The following is a 17,686-nucleotide window of genomic DNA, read 5'->3' as shown; positions in this document are numbered from 1 at the left end:
AAAGAACGGACTGCTTTTTTGCTTAATACATTAAATGAACTAATTCTTCTTTTGTCACATCACCAAAATATTTTTTGATGTCTATATTGTCTAACACTGCCGAAATTTCCTTAGCGTCATATTTAATACCGACTAATTTTTCTTCTACATCAGAAATTTCACCTAGACCAAAGAAGTCTCCATAAATTTTCACTTCTTTGATGACTCCTTTTTCAACGTTTAACTTCACATCTATTGAACCAATAGCAAATCTTTGACCACGTTCGATGTCAAAATCAGGAGATCTTCCATAATTCCATTCCCAATTTCCTGTATATTCTTTTGAGAATTTTTCAATTTTTTTCCAGTCTTTTTCCGTCAATTTGTACTCTTTTGCTTTTTCAACAGAGTCCACATCATAAATATTCAACAACAATTTTTCACGGAATTGTTTTGTATTCATGTACTGATACTCATCCGACATAAACGGTTTGATGTTGGTTACGCGACTTCTAACAGATTTGATTCCTTTAGATTCTAATTTTTCTTTTTTCGGTTTCAATGCTTTTACAACTGCATCAATCTCACTATCAAACATGATGGTTCCATGAGCCGTCATACGTCCGTTTTTAGAATACATCGCATTTCCAGAGAATTTTTGACCATTGATCAGTAAATCATTACGCCCTTTTAATTCTGCACCTTCAACACCAATTTTATGCAATGCGTTGATTACAGGCTCAGTAAACTTGCTGAAATTACGGAAAGAATCTCCGTCATCTTTAGTGATAAAACAAAAAGACAAGTTTCCATAATCATGGTATACAGCTCCACCGCCAGAAAAACGACGGACAACATGAATATTGTTTTGCTCCACATAATCACGGTTTACTTCTTCGTAAGCATTTTGATTTCTACCGATAATAATAGAAGGTTCGTTAATATAGAACAATAGGATTGGTTCGTCTAAATGGACTTCGTTCAATAAATAATATTCAATAGCTAAGTTCAAACGGGGATCTGTCACTTCTACCCCATTGCGTTCGTTTTTAACATAATACACATTGCATTCCTCTTTTCTTTAAGTAACCGCTTGTCTAAAAGCCTCTCCCTTAAAAGTTCTTAAACGAATCATTCGTTTAAATGGTCAGCACTAAATCCTTCTCAGCTAAAATGACTGAATGAGATTCGAACTCTTCCATTGCTTGGGTTTTCAATAGCTCTAAATCTCCATTTTGAGGCAAATGAGTTAAGATCAATTTTTTAACTTGTGCCTGTTTGGCTATTCTCCCTGCTTCAACAGCTGTCATATGCACTCGATGATTTTCCATCCCTCTGAAGAAATTTGTGTCGCATAAAACGACATCGGCTTCAGTTGAAAACGGAATAAAGCTTTCTAAATAGCCTGAATCTGCTGTAAAAACCAATACTTTTCCAGTTTTCACTTCAGTGATCCTAAAAGCAAAACAAGGAACAGGATGCAGTGTTTTCATCGTCTCTACTTCAAATGGTCCCACAGAAAAAGTTTCTCCCTCTTGATAAGGAATTCCTTTAGAGACTCGATCCATTGTTAATCTCTTAAAGTTTTCTTCATCCTCCGTATGTCCATAAATAGGAACAATTGGAGCTCGATTTTCTCCAGTGCCACGTAACTGGCGAGTAAATTGAAAGACTCCTAGATCAGCAATATGATCATAATGATAATGCGAAATCAATACAGCATCGATGTCCATCGGATCTACATGATTTTCTAAAGCAATCAATGATGCACTCCCTGCATCTAACCATAGATGAAAATCCTCAGACTCTACTAAATAAGAAGACGTTCCCTCATTCTTTGAAGGGTATCCTCCCCAATATCCTAATACAGTTAATTTCATACGCAACCTCCTAGTAAAATTATTTTTCAAACAATATAAGCACGAAACATTCATAGAAGTCTTTTATCTCACAATTACTACTTTACAGGATTCAACACTATTTTTAAATAATAAAACACTCAAATACCTCTATTTGAGTGTTTTACAGATACTTTTTATTCTACATTTGTACGTGAGATACAATTTCGTTCTTTTATTGCTTCGACCAATTCGACTCCGATTTCATTTCCTTGTCTAATACATTGGCTAAGACCATAACCTTCTAACCCATTCCCACCTATTAAGACCCCGGGATACTTTTCCTTTAAAAGAGGTCCAACGATTTCTTTCATATTTTTTTCCAAATCAACAGAGAATTGAGGAATAGCATCCGGCCATCGTTTGATGATACGGTAATTCGGCTTTTGGGTTATTCCAAGCATCATTTCTAAATCGTTTAAGATTTTTTCTTCAATTTCTTTATTGCTGAGTGAAACAATCATGTCTTCACCTTTACGTCCAAAATTGACTGCCAGCAAAACTTCTTTTGAAGAATACAAGGTAGGCCATTTTTTCTTGAGAAATACAATAGAGGAAACAAATGAATCATTCCTTCTAGGAGTGAGTATCCCAAATCCAGCAGGATAATTCTTTATTGCTTCTGGGTCAAAACTAAATACTATGTGTCCTACTGAAGCTGCTTTTATTTGAGAAAAATATTTTTTAAGTTCTTTATCTTTAAACAGCTTGCTGTATTCTGTCGTTGGAGTTGCCACACATATTGCACCAACCCTAACTTCTTCTTTAAGATTTATATTGAGAATATAAGTATTTTCTACTCCCGATTTGATTTCAACTACTTTTTTGCTGTATTGAATATGCGGCTTTAAAATTTCCTCTAATTTATTCGTCAAAACAGAAAGCCCTTGTGCAAAGGTCGCATAGTTTCCAGATTGATCTTGCAACTCCGGATGATCCAACAAGGCTTTTTCAATACTGCCATACTCTTGTTCCAAATCAAAAAGAACTTCATTCGTTGCTCTAACACCCATATCGTCTATATCATTTGCATAAACCTTTGAAAAGAAAGGCTCTAACATTAGTTCGACAATTTCATCGCCTAGTCTTCTTTTCAGGAAACTGCTTACTCCTATATCTTCTTCCAGCTCTTCAGGCTGCATGAAACGATCCTTAAAAGTGGCCATTTTACCGTTAAACGAAAGCATTTTATTCTTCCAAATATCTTTTTTATTTATCGGTATGCCTTTATAAGTAGGGTAAGGATTTTGATGTAACTCGTTATAATAAAACAAATCTTGTTTTTCGCCTTCATTAAAAATAAGTTGATCTTCTAAGCCTAACTCTTTAACCAATTCTATTGCTTCCGGATAACGAGTATCAATAGACTCTGCCCCTAAATCTAAGTACTGGTTTTCTACTTTCATACTGTAGATCTTCCCGCCTACTCTAAGAGCACTTTCCAAAATAATCAACTCAAACGGTAAATTTTCAGCTTCAATTTTTTGTTTTATTCGATAAGCAGCTGTGAGTCCTGTAATGCCTCCACCAATAACTGCAATCCTTTTTTTTGCTCGTTCCATAATATCTTCACCTGCCGACAACTTGAATTCTTTAACCAATTAATCCTCCTAAGTCTTTCTTTTTATCCAGCATTCCACCAGATCGTTTAAGAAATAAAGAGTTTTAGTTAAACGATTCTCTATTTTTCTTATAAAATTATCTGTGCTGACTTTTTAGTCAAACTTAATTCTATTTACTGTTTCCCAATCTAATCGTTTAATCACTTCGGTTACTAGTTTGACGGTATTTAAATAATCTTCTTCATGAATGACAGAAGTATGGGAATGCAAGTAGCGTACTGCCACAGTTATCGCTAATGCCGGTATACCATTACGCGATACGTGTTGGCTGCCTGCATCTGTTCCTCCTCCTGTAATCACAGTCAGTTGATAAGGTATTTCCATTTCTTCTGCTATCCCTATGACAAAATCCCGCAATCCTTTATGTGCAACCATTGATGCATCATACAAAATAATTTGCGGACCTTCACCAAGTTTTGAATCCGCTTCTTTTGGCGTCATCCCCGGGGTATCTCCTGCTGTACCTGTATCCAGTGCAAAGGCGATATCTGGATTCACTAAATGAGTAGCTGTTTTTGCTCCACGCAGCCCCACTTCTTCTTGAACATTTCCGACTCCATAGGCTATATTCGGATGCTCAGATTCTTTTAAATTTTCCAATACCTTTAATGTAACAGCTGTGCCGATCCGGTTGTCCCATGCTTTAGCCAAAATAAATTTCGAATCGTTCAATCTTCTGAATTCAGTATAAGGGGTAATCATATCACCAGGTTTAACTCCCCAAGAAAGAACTTCTTCTTTACTTGAAGCCCCTATATCGATAAACATATCTTGAATATCATAAGCCTTCTCGCGAATTTCTTTGGTTAATACATGTGGTGGTTTACAGCCTGTTACTCCATGGATTACTTTATTTGAAGAAGTAGTGATTTCAACTTGTTGAGCTAACATGACATTTGCCCACCAACCACCTAGTGGCGTAAATTTAATAAAACCAGCTTCTGTTATGGAGGTTACCATAAAGCCAACTTCATCCAAATGGCTCGCAAATAGAACTTTAGGACCATTCTGGTCTCCAATCTTTTTGGCAACGATACTGCCCAACCCATCATATGTAATGTTATCTGCTAGAGGATCGGCATATTTATTAAAAACCTTACGAACTTGTCCTTCGTTTCCAGGAACTCCCTTAGCATCCGTCAGTTCTTTTAAAAAATTGAATTCATCTTTCTCCAAATCTACGACCTCCGTCCATTTTTTAAATAGTCCATCTTATTATATCATGGATTTTTTCCTTTTGGTTAAATACTATTCATTTATGTAGTTTTATTTCCATTCTGTTATCATTCTTTTACAGCACAAAAAAATAATCCAAAAAAGGTCTCTCTTGTTACAGAGAACCACCTTTTTGGATCCATAGTTGTTTTATACTTTTTCGGCTTCTTTCATAGTACTGAAGTTCCCTTTTTCTGCACCATCATTAAGAATACGCTCTACCACTAAAAATAAAATCGGTAAGAGGATGTCGTCTGCATAACCTGCTAGAGGAACAAAGTCAGGTATCAAGTCAATTGGGCTGATAATATAGAGTATGATCCCTATAACTGCCAATTTCTTTTTGCCTTTTACATTAGAATTAAACAGCGCCAGACATAGTGACTTGATTTTACCAATCGGTGTTTTTATAGATTTCTTTCTTACTTTCATGATAACATTGTCCTTTGCTCATAGAATTTATAGTAGGCAACAAGAGTGATCGTTGTCTTCTCTACTACATTTTCTAGTATAAAGCTTTTCAACCGATAAACAATCAGACTAAAGGATGAATTTAGCAGACTCGATCATGTGCTCATTCGCCATTGATATCAGCCCATTTATAAGTATATTCTGCGCCGACAGGATGCGAGATGATCCCTTTTACTTTTTCTTTTTGTAAGACAGCTTTATATTCTTGATAAACAGGAGCAATAACCGCTTCTTTCATTAATGCTTCTTCTGCCTGCAGTAATAAATCCCAGCGTTCATTTTCATCTGTCTCGCCGTTTTCTGCCTTTTCGATCAACGAATCATAGTATTCGCTTGAAAACCCAGTTTTATTATTTCCATTGCCAGTTGTAAATAATCCTAAAAAATTGATTGGGTCAGCATAGTCAGCTCCCCATCCTGCTAATTGAATATCGTAGTTTTGTTCTTCATCTGCAACTAAACGGGCATAAAAAGGTTTATTTGAAATCGTGATTTCCAACCCAGGTAAGGCATTCATTAAATTGTTTTGCAAGTAAGCCAATGATTCACGTCCAATTTGCGTATCATCTCCAATAATTTCCAACGAAACACTGTCTACACCTAGTTCTTCTAAACCTGCTTTAAAGTGAGCCGCTGCTTCTTGCATATTATAGGAAAGCAAATGTCCGCTTTCTTTTCTAAAATCTGTCCCGTCTTCAGGATTAAACGCAAATCCTTCTGGTACTAGACCATCAGCCTCGATCGAACCATTTTGCAGCACTTCATCCACAAATCCAGTCTTATCAATGGCTTTAGCGATTGCCTGACGGATATTCTCGTTTGTAAGAGGAGTAGGTTCACCATTCTTTTCTTGATTAAACTTCAAGTAATACACAGATGATGTTGGGATATAGGCTAGCTCAGAATGATTTTTTTCCAACTCAATAAATTCGCCAGTCAACATGATTTGATCTACTAAATCGTTGTTGTATAAATTTATAGCCGTATACGTTTCTTTTATCACATCCACATTAATCGTATTCAAAGGAACAGCATTTTTGTCCCAATATTGTTCGTTCTTTTGATAGATCCAACTTAATCCTGTACCATCCCATTCAGTTAGTGTAAACGGACCATTATACAGTAAGGTTTCACTAGAAGTTGCATAATCATATCCCATCTCCGTAACGAATTGCTCGTTTTGAGGAAAAAAGACAGGAAGTGTCAGCAAGTTACTAAAATAAGTGATCGGTTTTACCAATTGAACTTCCAATGTTTTATCATCTAGAGCTGTTACACCTAGTTCTTCGGGATTTAACTCACCTGCTAAGATCTCACTTGCATTCTGGACGATATCTTCAATCAAATGAGTTCCCAATGCGTTTGTTTCAGGATCGACCAATCGTCGCCATGAAAAAACAAAGTCTTTCGCGGTAACTGGATCGCCATTAGACCAAAGCGCATTTTCTCTTATTGTGAATGTATAAGTCAGTCCATCCTCACTAACTATTGGCTCTTCAGACGCCATACCTAAAACAATTTTGCCTTCTTCAGCTTGACGATACAATCCTTCAAACACATTGTTCATCACATTCCCGCTGACCATATCTCTTTGCAACACCGAATCCATAGTCGGTATCTCAGAAGTCTCTGTCAAATTTAAAACATTCTGACTACTTTGTCTTTCTGTATATTCTTCTGTCAAATAAGGGTTTCCAGCTTCGTTCTGGCAAGCTCCTAAGAAAAATAGTGTCGTTAATAATGCTCCAGCTAATTTTATGGTGTGCTTTTTATGTTTCATTTCTTAATCTCCCTGATTTTTAAAGCCATTTTAGTGTTTCTTCTTATTTGATATTAGCATCAAATTTTTATGCTTACAATGATTTATTGACTAGAACAACCTTTTCATGAAAGAATTCTCTTTTATCAAGTCAAAATTCTTATACAAATTTAGATCTAATAAAAAATAAGCACTACAATATTTGGCGTTGATAAGTAGAAAATACATTTCTTCACCAATGCTAGAAAATGAAGAACAAAAAAAGCACCCTCAATTAAGAAGATGCTTTAAGTATCTATAATTATTTGTTCAATGCTGTTTTAGCTTGTTCAGTCAAAGCAGTGAATGCTGCTGCATCGTGAATAGCGATATCTGATAACATTTTACGGTTGATATCAATACCAGCAACTTTAAGTCCGTGCATCAATGTGCTGTAGCTCATGTTGTTCATACGAGCAGCTGCGTTGATACGAGCGATCCATAATTTACGGAAGTCACGTTTCTTTTGACGACGGTCTCTGTAAGCATATTGGTAAGATTTCATTACTTGTTGGTTAGCTACTTTGAACAAAGTATTTTTTGAACCATAGTAACCTTTTGCTAATTTTAAAACTTTTTTACGGCGTTGGCGCGTAACTGATCCACCTTTTACACGTGGCATAATAATTTCCTCCTCTAAGCAAATTCCTTTAGAAATTGCTTAACAAAATTGTAAGTTAGTTGTTTTTCTTTCGACTGAAAAACATAGTCTCTTTAAAAAAAGAATTATTTCATTTGTGAAACCATTTGACGAATACGTTTGAAATCGCCTTTTGAAACCATTGCTGATTTACGTAATTTACGTTTTTGTTTCTTAGTTTTGTGAGCAAACATATGGCTCGTTTTTGCGTGATGACGTTTTAAACCGCCATTACCTGTTCTTTTGAACCGTTTTGCAGAACCACGGTGTGTTTTTTGTTTTGGCATGTGTATATCCTCCTAAAATCTTCTTACTTTTCTGTAGTTTTTGGTGCCACCATCATAAACATGCTGCGGCCTTCCATTTTAGCTGCTGTCTCAAGAACAGCGATATCAGCTACTTCTTTATAGAAACGGTCAAGAACTTCTTTACCGATTTCTTTATGTGTAATAGCACGTCCTTTGAAACGGATAGAAGCTTTTACTTTATCCCCTTTTTCTAAGAACTTGCGTGCGTTACGAAGTTTCGTGTTAAAGTCACCAATATCGATTGTTGGACTCAAACGAACTTCTTTTACACTGATTGTTTTTTGATTCTTACGAGCTTCGCGTTCTCTTTTTTGTTGTTCGTATTGGTATTTACCATGATCCATGATACGAGCAACAGGTGGTTTCGCGTTTGGAGACACTAAAACTAAATCTAGGTTTGCGTCTTCGGCAATCTTTAATGCTTCACTTTTTGACTTCACACCAATTTGTTCACCATCACTACCGATAACTCGCAATTCGCGTGCACGAATGCCGTCATTTACCATACTATCTTTTGCTATGGTCATTCACCTCCGTAAAATTTGAGAGAAAGATCAGCAGAAAAATAGACGAGTTCATCATGAACCCGCCTATAAATAAATACGTACTTACGCCGTGCGTAAGACATCTTCGTTTATATCCAGCCCAGAGACTTTACGTCAGCTAAGGCGAGAAGCGGGTGCTCCTGCTTTGTTTTCTCAACTTCTATATCTTACCATTTTCTCAGTTTCTTGTCAACAAGTTATTATTCTTTTTTGAAAGCACCTGTTCCGCTTCATGTTTGACTTTTTGCATGAAACGGATGGTATCTTCCTCAAATGGATGACGAATACCGCAACCCGGCGACAAGATTAAGTTTTTGCCTTCCGACTCTAGAATACTGCAGTAAATCTGATGACGCAATTCGTTGCGATTATTGTGAGTGATGTCCATTCGCGCAATACCGCCTAACACGCATTTTTGCGTAAAGTCGATACCTTCTTGTACAGCAGGAAGAGTTTCCCAAGCATGCAAGTTAAAGACTTCTACTGGGTAATCTTTCAATACATCAAACATAATATTCTCTCCATGAGCATGAAGGGCGTTGAACCAACCGTCTTTAGCTCCTTCCAGAACCTTTAAATCATAAGGAACACCATATTGCTTATATACCGCTTCAGACAATTTGTCATAAGAGCTCATTTGACTGGCTAAATAAATGCCTGCTGCCCCCATTTCAACAGCTCTTTCTGCTAACTTTGCAGTCGCTGCCGTAATTTTTTCTAGCGCTTGATGGATCAAACCATCTTGGTCTTGTTTTAAATAGTCGCTGATTTTACCTTGCGCTAATTTGTCAGCGGTTGTCAATGGACTGAAAATAGTCATGACAACTGGAGCTTCACCATTCATTTTTTCTACTAATTTTTCCAAATGATCTAGTTCACGTTTTAAAACTCCTTCGTCAATAGACAATTCAGGTATTTTACTCCAATCGCTGTAGCAACGAACAGGAGTTTCAATCACTTCCGCCACTCCACCTTCAGCTACCTCAGAAAAATCAATAGTCGTACCATAATCTTCTACGGCATACATGCCATTGTTCATTGTTTTGATAAAATCTAAGTTGTACTCTTTATATAGTTGATAAGTGGCTTCGGCAATTTTCTCCGGGTCTCGATCAATTTTTGGCATATGTGTCCAAAACGAAAAAGGTACTTCAGGAAGCTGCTCCCCTTTAATTGCTCGTTGAATTTTTTCTACTTTATGCACTACTGCTGCCCCTTTCTGCTTAACGCGCTCTTCCTACCTGTAACCGTTTCTCGATACGGTTGAAAACAACTAATAACACGCCGCATATGAGCCAATACACGAGAGCGGCTGCAACATATGATTCCAAATAACGTGAACTTAATGCAGCTGCGTAACGCGATTGCGCCATAATGTCTACAGCTCCTACAGTAAAAGCCAAGGATAGAGCTTTAATGATTTTTAAAAAAGCATTTAAGAACATCGGCAATGCTACTGCCAAAGCTTGTGGCACGATAACTCTTTTTAAATTTTGCTGCCGTGTAAAACCTATCGACATTCCGGCTTCAATTTGCATGGGGTCAATAGACTGGAATGCCCCACGGATGTTCTCGGATTCAATAGCAGCCTCTAAAAAGACGTACGTAAACAACACTATAATCAGACTGGGGAATTCGTGTGGTTCCATCTGAATCCCTGCATAGCCTAATAAAGTACTTATCCCATCCGGCAAACTGGCGTTGATCACAAATAAATGCACAATCAACGGTACTCCACGCGTATAGGAAATAAATACATTGATGATTTGAGTCAACACCGGCACACGTTTCATCTTCACGAAAGCCAATATCCCACCAAATACAATTCCTAAGACCAATATGATGAACGCGATGAACATTGTACGAGGGACTACTCGAAAGACAATGAAGATGGTTTCAATCATAGTTTGGACATCAAAATTCATAAAAGTCCCTCCTTAACGCACAAATTTTCTAGTTTTCTTTTCTAATAGACGCATGACTTGCTCCAAAACAACCGATAAAGCCCAATAAATCAGTGCTACTGCTACGTACACTTCCAGTTGGTAAACACCCAGCGTATTGGCGATGATAATGTCTGCTTGCCCCATAATATCCACCAATCCGATGAGAAACAATAAAGACGTATCCTTTAGTAAATCAATCAATGCGTTCCCCAAACTTGGTAATGCAATCGGCAATACCTGCGGAAAAATAATCCGTGTCAGTTTTTGCCAATTGGTCATTCCGACACTGATAGCTGCTTCATGTTGAGCTTTGGGTATAGCCAAATAACTTGGGCGCAAAATTTCAGAAACAAATGCGCCATTATAAAGAACTAATGCAACAATAGAAAAAGTGACTCTGCTGATAACATTGATGTTGATTCCAATGCTCGCAAATAAAACTGGCAAACCATAATACACAATAAAAATGTGAATCAACCCAGGTGTACTTCTCATAAATGATGTATACATATTCAGCAATTGACTGATAACAGGCATCTTTTTAATCCGCAATGCTGTCACAACTACTGCCAATAAAAAGCCTAAAACAGCTGTCACGCTAACAATGTAAATAGTTAATGGTAATGTTTCGATTAATGACGGGAAAATATTCGTGATGAATTCCAGATCCATCGTATCCCTCCTCGTTAGGAAAAATTCTATGGTGATTTCAGCGTACAAACTATAATACCTCCTTTGTTGACTAACAAATGGAGGCATTATAGGATGCATTTACTTAATAAAGGTCTTATCTTATTCTGTAATTTCGTATTGGAACATATCTTCTCCGTACCATTTTTCAGATAGAGCAGCTAATTCTCCATTTTCACGAAGTTCGCTGATTGCTTTATCCAACTCTGTTTTTAACTCTGCTTGATCTTGAGCCATCATCAAGTAAGTTGGATTGACTTGAACGGGTTCTTCTACATGCGATACATTTAAATTCAATTCTGTAATGATCTCTTCTGCTCCAAGATTAGACGGCATAACTACAGCGTCAGAAACTCCATCATTCAACGCTTGGAATCTTTGTGCAAAGTTGCCACTTTCACCTAATTGGATGTCAATTTGAGCCTCTGGATGAGCTTCGTTGTAGTCTGTCAGCAAATTAAAAATCCCACCATTAGGAGTGACCGGATGAACGGTTTTTCCTACTAAGTCATCCAGTGTTTGGATTGAATCATCATCGGCTCTTGTATAGATTCGAATAATACTGACTCCCGTATACTCGTCAGGGAAAAGATACATTTCTTCTCTCTCTGGATTTTTAAATAATCCTCCACCAATAAATGCATATTTCCCTGTATCCACACCAACTTGTGCTGCTTCCGCGTCTACACTTTCGATGTTAAATTCATAAGAATCAATAGCTTCATCAAGCATATTGATCAATTCTACTTCATAACCGTCTAATTCTCCACTTTCATTTGTAAAACTCAAAGGATTAGAAGCATTTTCAACCGCTACCGTAACTGTTGTCGCACTTCCATCAGCTGGTGATTCATTACCAGTATCTTCGTTTCCGCATGCTGCTAAGACTAATGCGGTAGACATAATCGCTAAACCTGTTAATTTTTTAAACATCTTGTCCACTCCTTTTTTAATGAATGATTCTGTTACACCTGTTCAGAAAAGGGGTTTTCCAATTCTTGAACAAATTGTTTAGTTCTCTCTTCTGTCGGATGGCTGAAAATTTTCTCTGGTGGTCCTTCTTCTACAACATAGCCGTTTTCCATAAAGACAACATGATTGGACACATACTTGGCAAAGTCCATTTCATGAGTAGCAATTACCATAGTCATACCTGTCTTGGCTACTTTCTGCAACACTTTTAAAACCTCTAGAGATCTTTCAGGGTCTAATGAGGAAGTTGGTTCGTCCAGCAGCATAACTTTTGGATGCAATGCCATGGCTCGAGCAATTCCGATCCGCTGCTGCTGTCCTCCAGAAAGTTCGACTGGATATTGATCTACTTTATCGAGTAAGCCTACACGTTCAATTTCCTGACGTGCAATTTTTTTAGCTTCTTCTTTCGACTTCTTCTGAACCACTACGAGCCCTTCCATCACATTTTCCAATATCGTTTTGTTGCGAAACAAGTTGTAATTTTGGAAAACCATGGCCGTTTGTCTTCTCATTTGAATGATATCTTTTTCCGACACTTGCTCATTATCAATGGTCAACTCATCAATTGTAATAGACCCTTTATCTGCTTTTTCTAAAAAATTGATGGTTCGCAATAGTGTGGTTTTCCCCGTTCCGCTTGGTCCGATTAAAGCGACTACTTCACCTGATTTAATCTCAAGGTCGATGCCTTTTAACACTTTGTTTCCATCAAATGATTTCTCAATGCCTCTCAGATTGATCATGCATTTCCTCCTAAAATCCCAGTTTTATGGGTGCCTATTTCTACTGTTGATCCAAAAAAGACCTAAACTAAGTGATAAAAAAAAAACGCCAAGCACTCTTCGTTGTGCAAGGACGATTTATTTACGCTGTTCCACCTTGGTTTTCAGTTAGTTTTTTTCCAACCGAATGAGTATTGTCTCCAATACCCCAGCACAATAACGGATGCTATGACCGTGCCGATCTAAGGTTTTCCCCTCTCAATCAACCAGTTCAAAGGTGCACTTCAATATAAAAGGGGTTATCTGCTCTCAGCATCTCAGATTTTCTGTACACGTCTTTTATATTTACTATCCTTCTCGTCACTTTATTTATTCAATTTCCGAACCATCATTTGTCTACACAATTTTTGATCAGCACTACCTATTTAAAATAGTTTAGCAAGTTTCATAATGCAAAAGCAATACTAAACTCCTTCTAAAAAGTAAGTTAATTATTTCACTTACTTTTCTTATAGCTGCTTCTTAACTATCTTATAGTTGAAAAATGAGCTCTTCATCTTCTAGCATTGGTAAAGAAATTTCCTCCGACCTATGAGGTTCCTTATGGAAAGCCATGGGAGGTAGCGACCTCAAAAAGTTAGAGTAAAAATCTAGTTTTTTGGTGGGCATTTTTTTTACGGCAAAGTATAGTGAAGTGAAGATAGGATTTGAACATCAAGAGTAAACTTGCCTTGATGAAGAATGAGGTTTGAACATCAAGGGTAAAACTGCCTTGATGAAGAATGCGGTTTGAACATCAAAGTTAAACTCACCTTGATGAAGAATGAGGTTTAAACATCAAGAGTAAAACTGCCTTGATGAAGAATGCGGTTTGAACATCAAGAGTAAACTTGCCTTGATGAAGAATGAGGTTTGAACATCAAGGATAAAACTGCCTTGATGAAGAATGAGGTTTAAACATCAAGGGTAAATTCGCCTTGATGAAGAATGAGGTTTAAACATCAAGGGTAAATTCGCCTTGATGAAGAATGAGGTTTAAACATCAAGAGTAAAACTGTCTTGATGAAGAATGCGGTTTGAACATCAAGGGTAAGCTGAGCTTGATGAAGAATGAGGTTTAAACATCAAGGGTAAATTCGCCTTGATGAAGAATGCGGTTTGAACATCAAGAGTAAACTCGCCTTGATGAAGAATGAGGTTTGAACATCAAGAGTAAGCTCACCTTGATGAAGAATGAGGTTTAAACATCAAGGGTAAATTCGCCTTGATGAAGAATGAGGTTTGAACATCAAGAGTAAATTCGCCTTGATGAAGAATAAGGTATGAACATCAAGAGTAAAACTCGCCTTGATGAAGAAATGGGTTTGAACATCAAGAGTAAATTCGCCTTGATGAAGAAAGAGGTTTAAACATCAAGAGTAAATTCGCCTTGATAAAGAATAACCTAAGCAGTCCCATATCCCTCCAGGAATTTCTAAGAATGAGTTTCTAAAAGATTCTATTTAAAAAGACAGTAGTTTTTACTTACCAACGTCAAATGTTGTAGAATCGAAAAATGGAAAAAGAAGTTCTTGAAAAAACTCCAAGAACTTCTTTTTCCATTTTCTATCTATATAACTTATTTTGTATGTTTCCCAAATGTTTTGATTTCATCATTTACCATTTGTAAGAAAGCTTCCAGACTTTGAACATGAGTTTCTTTATTTCCGTATCTGCGAATAGTTACAGATTCGTCTTTTACTTCATTATCTCCTACAACGATTTGGTAAGGGATTTTTTGTGTTTGTGACGCACGGATCTTGTAACCCATTTTTTCGTTGCGATCATCCAACTCTACTCTCATGCCTAATTGTTGCATACGTTCTTTGATTTCAGAAGCATATCCTGTATGCAAGTCTAAGTTTACAGGAATAATTGTTGCTTGTACTGGCGCTAACCATGTCGGAAAAGCTCCTTTGTATTCTTCAATCAAGTAAGCAACAAAACGTTCCATTGTAGATACGATTCCACGGTGGATAACAACTGGACGGTGGTTATTTTCGCCATCTTCCCCAACATAAGTTAAGTCAAAACGTTCTGGAAGCAAGAAGTCTAATTGGATCGTTGAAAGAGTTTCTTCGATTCCGATAGCTGTTTTTACTAAAACATCTAATTTAGGACCGTAAAATGCTGCTTCTCCTTCTGCTTCGAAGTAATCCAGTTCCATATCATCCATAGCGGCTTTAAGCATTGTTTGAGCTCTGTTCCACATCTCATCATCATCAAAATATTTATCTGTATTATTAGGATCACGGTAACTTAACCGGAAACGGAAATCAGTGATCTCAAAGTCATCATATACAGCCAACATCAATTCTAAAGTGCGTTTGAATTCGTCTTGGATTTGATCAGGACGTACAAATGTATGTCCATCATTCAATGTCATTTCACGTACACGTTGCAATCCTGATAAAGCTCCACTCTTTTCATAGCGGTGCATTTGACCAAGTTCAGCAATACGGATCGGTAACTCACGGTAACTATGAATATCATTTTTGTATACCATCATGTGGTGTGGACAGTTCATTGGACGCAAGACAAGCATTTCTCCATCACCCATGTCCATTGGCGGGAACATGTCTTCATGGTAGTGATCCCAGTGCCCTGAAGTTTTGTACAAATTCACATCAGCCATAATAGGTGTGTAAACGTGTTGATAGCCTAAGCTGATCTCACGGTCAGTGATGTAGCGTTCAATCGTACGACGGATGGTCGCACCTTTTGGCAACCAGAAAGGAAGTCCTGATCCAACTTCTGGGGAAATCATAAACAAGTCTAATTCTTTCCCTAATTTACGGTGGTCACGTTGTTTCGCTTCTTCGCGCATTTGTAAAAATTCTTTCAAATCTTTTTTATCAATGAATGCTGTTCCGTAAATCCGTTGCATCATTTTATTATCAGAGTTTCCTCTCCAATAGGCTCCCGCAAGTGACAATAATTTAAAGACTTGAATACGACCAGTTGAAGGAACATGAACTCCGCGACACAAGTCAACAAAATCGCCTTGGTCATAAACTGTAATCACATCATCTTCAGGAAGTGCTGTAATCAATTCTACTTTATAAGGATCATCTTTAAACAAGTCCAAAGCTTCTTCGCGTGAAACTTGTTTGCGCACGATTGGGTTGTTTTCTTTCACGATTTTCATCATTTCAGCTTCGATTTTTGGCAAATCTTCTTCTGTGATGGCTTGTTCCGTATCTGTATCATAATAAAAACCTGTAGAAATAGCTGGACCCACACCAAATTTAATATCTGGGTATAAGCGACGCAATGCGTTTGCCATCAAATGAGCTGTTGAGTGACGCAAAATTTGTAATGCATCTTCGTGATCTGGTGTCACGATCTCAATATTTCCATTTACTTCCAAAGGACGTTTGTAGTCTACTAACTCCCCATTGAATTTCCCAGCTAAGCCTTTTTTAGAAAGACTCTTGCTGATACTTGCCGCGATTTCTTCTGTTGTTACACCTGATTCAAACTCTTTTACTGCTCCATCAGGGAATGTTACTTTAATACTGTCTGACATGATAATTCCTCCAATAAATAAATTTAAGTACATTAAAAATATCAAAAAAAACAAAAAGCCCCATTTATGATCGAAAAAGGATCATAAATGGGACGTCAAATTACGTGGTTCCACCCAAGTTCAGCACACAACTAATCTGTGCTCTCTGGGCTCTATAACGTTAGCTAAACGGCAAGATGCTACTCACTCATTATTTATGCGTTCGCATCTGCTCTCGAAAGTGGTCAATACAAGTCCATTTTAGGAAATTCTCAGCAATCTTTCCCTCTCTTTAAAACGTGCCGCTTCTATTGGTGTCTTTCTCAAAGATTTTTATATCATAACTATTAAAACACGTTTATCGTTTTGGTGCAAGTTTTTTCAACATTTTATTCTTCATATTGTTGTTGGCGTCTATTGACACCTTGCATGGTAATTTCTTTCGCTAAGAAACGGATACGTTCCATAATTCGCTGAGCTTTCAACGGCTCATCTTCCCCACGTTGAGTGAACGTCAAATGTTCTTCCAACTGTTTCATATCAAGATTGGAAGAAAAGAAAGTCGGCAGCTGTTCTTGCATTCGATATTGCAAAATAACCCCTAAAACATCATCTCGAATCCAGCTGGACATGGAGTCTGCTCCGATATCATCCAACATTAAGATAGGCGCCCGCTTAACGGCTTCGATTTTTTCACCTGTCGTATTTTGACCTATGGATTGTTTCATTTCTACCGCAAAAGAAGGGAAATGCATTAAGGTAGATGAATAGCCGCTTTTTGCTAGTTCATGGGCAATCGCACCAAGTAAATAGGTCTTTCCTACACCGAATGAACCTTGTAAATATAGCCCTCGGTGAAACTTCTTCGGTTCATTCAGATATGCTTCCACAAAATCAAAAGCTTCTATCTTTGCTTGAAGTCGTTCATTCGTAGTTTGAAACTCCTTGAGTGTTGCTTCACGAATACCTTTTGGCATATCCATCGAATGAATCAAATTCTTAATACTTTTCTCCCTTTGTTTTGCCACTAATTCAGATGTTGGCACATAAGTCACATCAATATAGTGGTGATTCATAATCAATTTGGGTTGATATCCAGGAGCCAATTGATTGTCTTTATTATTCTGGTATTTTTTCTTTTCATTGACAAATTCGTACAATTTAGCTGCGCTTTTTTCGATAGCTGCTCGATCCAGTTCCTCATTGTGCTCTTGGATAAACTGTACGACATCTGTATCATTCATAACGTCTTGCATCAAGTTGTTGAACTCTTCGTTCCATTTTCTCTCTTTGATGATTTTTGTCAGGCTTTTTCCTACATCATCCATGA

The 17,686-nt window shown here is 37.3% G+C and carries 16 protein-coding genes and 1 other annotated feature; all 16 genes read right to left on the bottom strand.

What is annotated here, in order from left to right; translation table 11 throughout:
• Positions 1 to 22: 22 nt before the first annotated feature.
• The 16 genes from ACEN36_RS00420 to dnaI all read right to left on the bottom strand — a co-directional run bounded on the left by ACEN36_RS00420 (position 23) and on the right by dnaI (position 17,684).
• Positions 23 to 1,042, bottom strand: coding sequence for a lipoate--protein ligase (locus tag ACEN36_RS00420; protein WP_407102505.1), 1,020 nt, complete (start codon positions 1,040 to 1,042; stop codon positions 23 to 25).
• Between the two features lie 76 nt (positions 1,043 to 1,118).
• The gene (locus ACEN36_RS00415) at positions 1,119 to 1,859 is read right to left on the bottom strand and encodes an MBL fold metallo-hydrolase (RefSeq protein WP_407095759.1); all 741 of its coding nucleotides are present in this window, start codon (positions 1,857 to 1,859) and stop codon (positions 1,119 to 1,121) included.
• A 155-nt stretch (positions 1,860 to 2,014) separates the two neighbouring features.
• Positions 2,015 to 3,478: a protoporphyrinogen oxidase gene (gene hemG / locus ACEN36_RS00410; RefSeq protein WP_407125748.1), complete on the bottom strand. Its 1,464-nt coding sequence runs from the start codon at positions 3,476 to 3,478 to the stop codon at positions 2,015 to 2,017.
• A 114-nt stretch (positions 3,479 to 3,592) separates the two neighbouring features.
• Positions 3,593 to 4,675 carry a M42 family metallopeptidase gene (locus tag ACEN36_RS00405; protein WP_407095757.1) on the bottom strand — a complete coding sequence of 361 codons (1,083 nt, stop codon included), beginning with the start codon at positions 4,673 to 4,675 and terminating at the stop codon, positions 3,593 to 3,595.
• A gap of 189 nt (positions 4,676 to 4,864) precedes the next feature.
• Positions 4,865 to 5,146 (bottom strand): YkvA family protein, encoded by a 282-nt coding sequence (locus ACEN36_RS00400; RefSeq protein ID WP_407095756.1) that lies wholly within the window; start codon positions 5,144 to 5,146, stop codon positions 4,865 to 4,867.
• Positions 5,147 to 5,288: 142 nt separating this feature from the next.
• Positions 5,289 to 6,965, bottom strand: a complete 1,677-nt coding sequence (locus ACEN36_RS00395) for a peptide ABC transporter substrate-binding protein (protein WP_407102509.1) — start codon at positions 6,963 to 6,965, stop codon at positions 5,289 to 5,291.
• Positions 6,966 to 7,245: 280 nt separating this feature from the next.
• On the bottom strand, positions 7,246 to 7,605 hold the full coding sequence (gene rplT / locus ACEN36_RS00390; RefSeq protein ID WP_407102510.1) for a 50S ribosomal protein L20: 360 nt from the start codon (positions 7,603 to 7,605) through the stop codon (positions 7,246 to 7,248).
• A gap of 104 nt (positions 7,606 to 7,709) precedes the next feature.
• Positions 7,710 to 7,910, bottom strand: a complete 201-nt coding sequence (gene rpmI / locus ACEN36_RS00385) for a 50S ribosomal protein L35 (protein ID WP_407095753.1) — start codon at positions 7,908 to 7,910, stop codon at positions 7,710 to 7,712.
• A gap of 23 nt (positions 7,911 to 7,933) precedes the next feature.
• Positions 7,934 to 8,458, bottom strand: a complete 525-nt coding sequence (infC, locus tag ACEN36_RS00380) for a translation initiation factor IF-3 (protein WP_407095752.1) — start codon at positions 8,456 to 8,458, stop codon at positions 7,934 to 7,936.
• Between the two features lie 28 nt (positions 8,459 to 8,486).
• Positions 8,487 to 8,628: a sequence feature (ribosomal protein L20 leader region), on the bottom strand.
• Positions 8,629 to 8,654: 26 nt separating this feature from the next.
• On the bottom strand, positions 8,655 to 9,680 hold the full coding sequence (locus ACEN36_RS00375; RefSeq protein WP_407125747.1) for a uroporphyrinogen decarboxylase family protein: 1,026 nt from the start codon (positions 9,678 to 9,680) through the stop codon (positions 8,655 to 8,657).
• A gap of 19 nt (positions 9,681 to 9,699) precedes the next feature.
• Entirely contained in the window at positions 9,700 to 10,401 is a 702-nt protein-coding gene (locus ACEN36_RS00370; protein WP_407125746.1) for an amino acid ABC transporter permease, read from the bottom strand.
• Between the two features lie 12 nt (positions 10,402 to 10,413).
• Positions 10,414 to 11,094, bottom strand: coding sequence for an amino acid ABC transporter permease (locus ACEN36_RS00365; RefSeq protein WP_407095749.1), 681 nt, complete (start codon positions 11,092 to 11,094; stop codon positions 10,414 to 10,416).
• Positions 11,095 to 11,214: 120 nt separating this feature from the next.
• Positions 11,215 to 12,045, bottom strand: a complete 831-nt coding sequence (locus ACEN36_RS00360; protein WP_407102513.1) for a transporter substrate-binding domain-containing protein — start codon at positions 12,043 to 12,045, stop codon at positions 11,215 to 11,217.
• Between the two features lie 32 nt (positions 12,046 to 12,077).
• The gene (locus ACEN36_RS00355; protein WP_407095747.1) at positions 12,078 to 12,830 is read right to left on the bottom strand and encodes an amino acid ABC transporter ATP-binding protein; all 753 of its coding nucleotides are present in this window, start codon (positions 12,828 to 12,830) and stop codon (positions 12,078 to 12,080) included.
• 1,597 nt (positions 12,831 to 14,427) lie between these two features.
• On the bottom strand, positions 14,428 to 16,377 hold the full coding sequence (thrS, locus tag ACEN36_RS00350) for a threonine--tRNA ligase (RefSeq protein ID WP_407125745.1): 1,950 nt from the start codon (positions 16,375 to 16,377) through the stop codon (positions 14,428 to 14,430).
• A gap of 368 nt (positions 16,378 to 16,745) precedes the next feature.
• Entirely contained in the window at positions 16,746 to 17,684 is a 939-nt protein-coding gene (gene dnaI, locus ACEN36_RS00345) for a primosomal protein DnaI (protein ID WP_407095745.1), read from the bottom strand.
• Positions 17,685 to 17,686: the final 2 nt, after the last annotated feature.

Origin of the sequence: Desemzia sp. FAM 23989 (assembly GCF_045528345.1) — a bacterium.
Lineage (GTDB): Bacteria > Bacillota > Bacilli > Lactobacillales > Carnobacteriaceae > Desemzia.
Note: the sequence above shows the minus strand (reverse complement) of the source record. Positions and strands in the feature narration are given on the sequence as shown.

Coding starts and splice junctions, on each gene's coding strand:
- rpmI (WP_407095753.1), bottom strand. CDS start 7,910: ATGCCAAAACAAAAAACACACCGTGGTTCTGCAAAACGGTTCAAAAGA.
- ACEN36_RS00415 (WP_407095759.1), bottom strand. CDS start 1,859: ATGAAATTAACTGTATTAGGATATTGGGGAGGATACCCTTCAAAGAAT.
- dnaI (WP_407095745.1), bottom strand. CDS start 17,684: ATGGATGATGTAGGAAAAAGCCTGACAAAAATCATCAAAGAGAGAAAA.
- rplT (WP_407102510.1), bottom strand. CDS start 7,605: ATGCCACGTGTAAAAGGTGGATCAGTTACGCGCCAACGCCGTAAAAAA.
- ACEN36_RS00400 (WP_407095756.1), bottom strand. CDS start 5,146: ATGAAAGTAAGAAAGAAATCTATAAAAACACCGATTGGTAAAATCAAG.
- ACEN36_RS00395 (WP_407102509.1), bottom strand. CDS start 6,965: ATGAAACATAAAAAGCACACCATAAAATTAGCTGGAGCATTATTAACG.
- ACEN36_RS00370 (WP_407125746.1), bottom strand. CDS start 10,401: ATGAATTTTGATGTCCAAACTATGATTGAAACCATCTTCATTGTCTTT.
- ACEN36_RS00360 (WP_407102513.1), bottom strand. CDS start 12,045: ATGTTTAAAAAATTAACAGGTTTAGCGATTATGTCTACCGCATTAGTC.
- thrS (WP_407125745.1), bottom strand. CDS start 16,377: ATGTCAGACAGTATTAAAGTAACATTCCCTGATGGAGCAGTAAAAGAG.
- ACEN36_RS00355 (WP_407095747.1), bottom strand. CDS start 12,830: ATGATCAATCTGAGAGGCATTGAGAAATCATTTGATGGAAACAAAGTG.
- ACEN36_RS00365 (WP_407095749.1), bottom strand. CDS start 11,094: ATGGATCTGGAATTCATCACGAATATTTTCCCGTCATTAATCGAAACA.
- infC (WP_407095752.1), bottom strand. CDS start 8,458: ATGACCATAGCAAAAGATAGTATGGTAAATGACGGCATTCGTGCACGC.